Genomic DNA, 3038 nt, shown 5'->3' with positions numbered 1-3038 from the left:
CCGGCGGTCGCGGGAGCGCGAAGACGGCCTTGAGCGAGAGCACGAGCGCCAGCCCGGCGACCGCGTAACTGATCACGAGCGCGCTTCGGCGGCGATCCGCGCACCAGAACAGCACGGCGAGTAGGAACATGAGTACCGTGGTTCCGCCGAGTTCGGTGACGACCGCGACGAACTCCGCGTATTCGACGGGGACGGCGTCCCGGACGGCCGCGCTTTGCTCCTCGAGTCGCATGTCACCGGTCGTTACGCTCAACGGAAGATAAGTGTAGGGAGTCGCAGTTCGGGCCGGGTCAGGACCTGCCGTCCCGCGTCGCGACGGCTTACCGCCGTCTCACTGCTCGACGGCACACCGTTAGCTCACCGCCGTGCCCACTCGAGCATCCGCTCGTAAACGGGATCGGACGCGAGCGCGCTCGAGTCGCCGACCAGTACCAGCGCGCGCTTCGGCCGGGTCAGCGCGACGTTGATCCGGCGGTAGTCCTCGAAGATCGGTCCCTCGAGCGAGCCGGTCGCGGTGAAGGAGACGATGATGACCTCCTGGCTCGAGCCCTGGAAGCGGTCGACGGTGTCGACGGCCACGTCCTCGGGGACGTGCTTGGAAATCTCCGAAACCTGCGCGCGGAAGGGCGCGATGACGCCGATGTCCGTGCGCTCGAGGCCAGCTTGTTCGTAGGTCTCGATCAGGTCCGCGATCCGCGCGGCCTCCTCGCTGTCGGTGTACTGACTCCGGTCGCCCTCGACGTCGACGAACGAGACCGGATCCCGAAGCGTCTCGGGCAGCGCGTCGCGGGACACGCCCTCGAGATCGTCCAGATTCCGTCCCGCGACCTCGGGCGTGGCGGGCCGGAGCCGACCGTCGTAGAACTCGTTCGAGGCGAAGACTTGAATGCGCTGGTTCATCCGATACTGGTGCGTCAACATGACGCCTGCCTCGGGATGGAGTTCGACCAGTCGCTCGAACAGCGACTCGGTGAGGTCGTTTTCGGCTCGAACGACCGGGGGAAGCTGCTCGTGGTCACCGACCAGTACGAACCGCTCGGCCAGATTGATCGCCGCGCAGGTTCCGGGTTCGGTGAGCTGTGCGGCCTCGTCGACCAGCGCGACGTCGAAGGCCTGCTCTTTCATGATCCGCGAGCCGCAGGTCGACGTCGTCGCCGCGACCACCTGCGCGTTCTGCAGCTTCGCGACGCGGTCCTCGGGCTCCCCCGAGCGCTCGAGGCGGTACGGTTCCATGTCATCGCGGATCCCGCTCTCCGAACCCACGCGAACGACCCTCTCTTCGTCGATCACGTCCTCGAGTTGCTCGAGCAGGGCCTCGAGCGCGTTGTCCACCGCCCGGTTCGTAAAGGCCGACAGCAGGACGCGCTCGCCGCGCTCGACCATCGCTCGGATGGCCCGGGCGATGGTGTAGGTCTTCCCGGTCCCCGGCGGGCCGTGGATCAGCGCGCAGTCCGTCGCGCCGACCGCCTTCGTCACGGCCTCGTTCTGTCGCTCGTTGTTGTCGATGAACGTCTCATCGATTGCTTCGAATTCGGGGTTTGCACGTCCGAATAGGATGTCCTTGCGCCGCTCGTCGCCCTTGAGGAGCGCGTCGTGCATCGCGACGAGCAGCCGATCGGTCGTCAGTTCGGAGGGGTAGACGTCCAGCCGCGTCACCTCGACCGGTTCGTCGGCCGTGAGTACGATCTCCTCGTCCAGTCGTTTGATCCAGGCTAACTCCGAATCGCCGCGAACCGGGTGGCCGTCGCTCGCGAGCACCAGATCGCCCTCGCGGAGCTTCGAGGTCGCGCCGCCGGTCCGCTCGGCCCGCAGCTCCCAGCGACCTTCCTCGAGCGGCCGCTTCTCGACGAACTCGAGAGTAATCAGCGCGCGGTCGTCGTCGGCCCGCTCCTCGGCGGTCTGTTCCCAGAGCTTGGCGTACTCGCGGTGGACTTCCCGGCGCTCTTCCTCGATCGCGCGGTAGAATCGGTCGAAGTACTCGAGTTCCTCGTCCGGCAGCGACTGGCCGATCTGGCCGGCCTTGGATTCCTGATCGAGGCGGCCCGAGACGACCATGCAGGTGTCCTGCTCGAAGCAGTACTCGCACTTCGCGTCGGCCTCGTAGCCGGTCGGAATATCGCCGGACACTTCCTTCGCTGCGATCTCGTTACGGAGACGAACGACGTATTTCAGCAGGCCGCTTCCCATCGTGAACTCCTTTGCGGGCGTGAGATCGCCGGTCTCCTCGTTGCGATCCAGCGCCGAGTTCTTCGTGTAAAGCAGCGTTCCGATGTCGACATCGCCGCCGTGTTCCTCGAGCAAGAGCGCGTAGCAGGCGGCCTGCACCTTGTCCTTGAACCGCGGCTCCTTCTTGAGGTTCTTCCCGGTCTTCAGTTCGACTGGTGCCCCGCGGCGGACGGCGTCGGCTCGGCCACGGATGCCGAACGTCTCGCTGATGAGCAGCTGTTCCGATCGCCAACTGTCTTCCGCCGTTAAGCGGCCCTGTTCGAGCCAGCCCTCGATCGCGTTCGCGTTCTCTCGGATCTCCTCGGTGACGGCCTCGGGCGTTTCACCGAGCAGCCCCAGCTGGAGCCCCCGTTCCTCGACGCGGGCCTCGATCGACTCCTCGAGGTCGCGCCCGCGGAGCAGGTCGCCGAAGACTTCGTGGACGAGCGTCCCCTTCACGACGGGATAGTTCAGCGGCACTCCGGAGAGCTTGTTCAGGTAATAGAGACGGGGGCACTGGACCCAGTTGCGGATCGACGTCACGCTGACGAGGAAGGATGGCTCGACGACGACGTAGGAATCGCCCGTCGTCGCGTACCGCGTCTCGCCCTCGTATTCCTCTTCTTTCGCGTTCGTTACGACCAGCTCCATCCCCGGCTCGAGCAGTTCGGCCGACTCGGTCCACTTGTTCCAGAGGGTGACCGTCGTGGTTTCGCGACCGTCCGCGACGGTCACCGTTCCACCGTCGCCTCGAGGGGGTGGCGTCTCGTCGTCGGTCGCGTCGCCGTTCGACGCGTCCTCGGCCGGCCGGAGCGGCACCTCCGCGAGTTCGC

The 3038-nt window shown here is 66.3% G+C and carries 1 protein-coding gene and 1 pseudogene; both read right to left on the bottom strand.

All coding sequences use genetic code 11. The features are described from left to right. Positions 1 to 232, bottom strand: a pseudogene (locus tag PGX04_RS23975) (phosphatase PAP2 family protein); the annotation flags it as partial. A 125-nt stretch (positions 233 to 357) separates the two neighbouring features. Beyond that, a partial coding sequence (locus PGX04_RS23970; RefSeq protein ID WP_273740806.1) for an AAA domain-containing protein occupies positions 358 to 3038 on the bottom strand: 2681 nt, incomplete at its 5' end.

The sequence above is a fragment of the Natrinema soli genome (assembly GCF_028618695.1).
The sequence above is the reverse complement of the archived record's forward strand: the minus strand, read 5'-3'. Positions and strand labels throughout refer to the sequence as shown.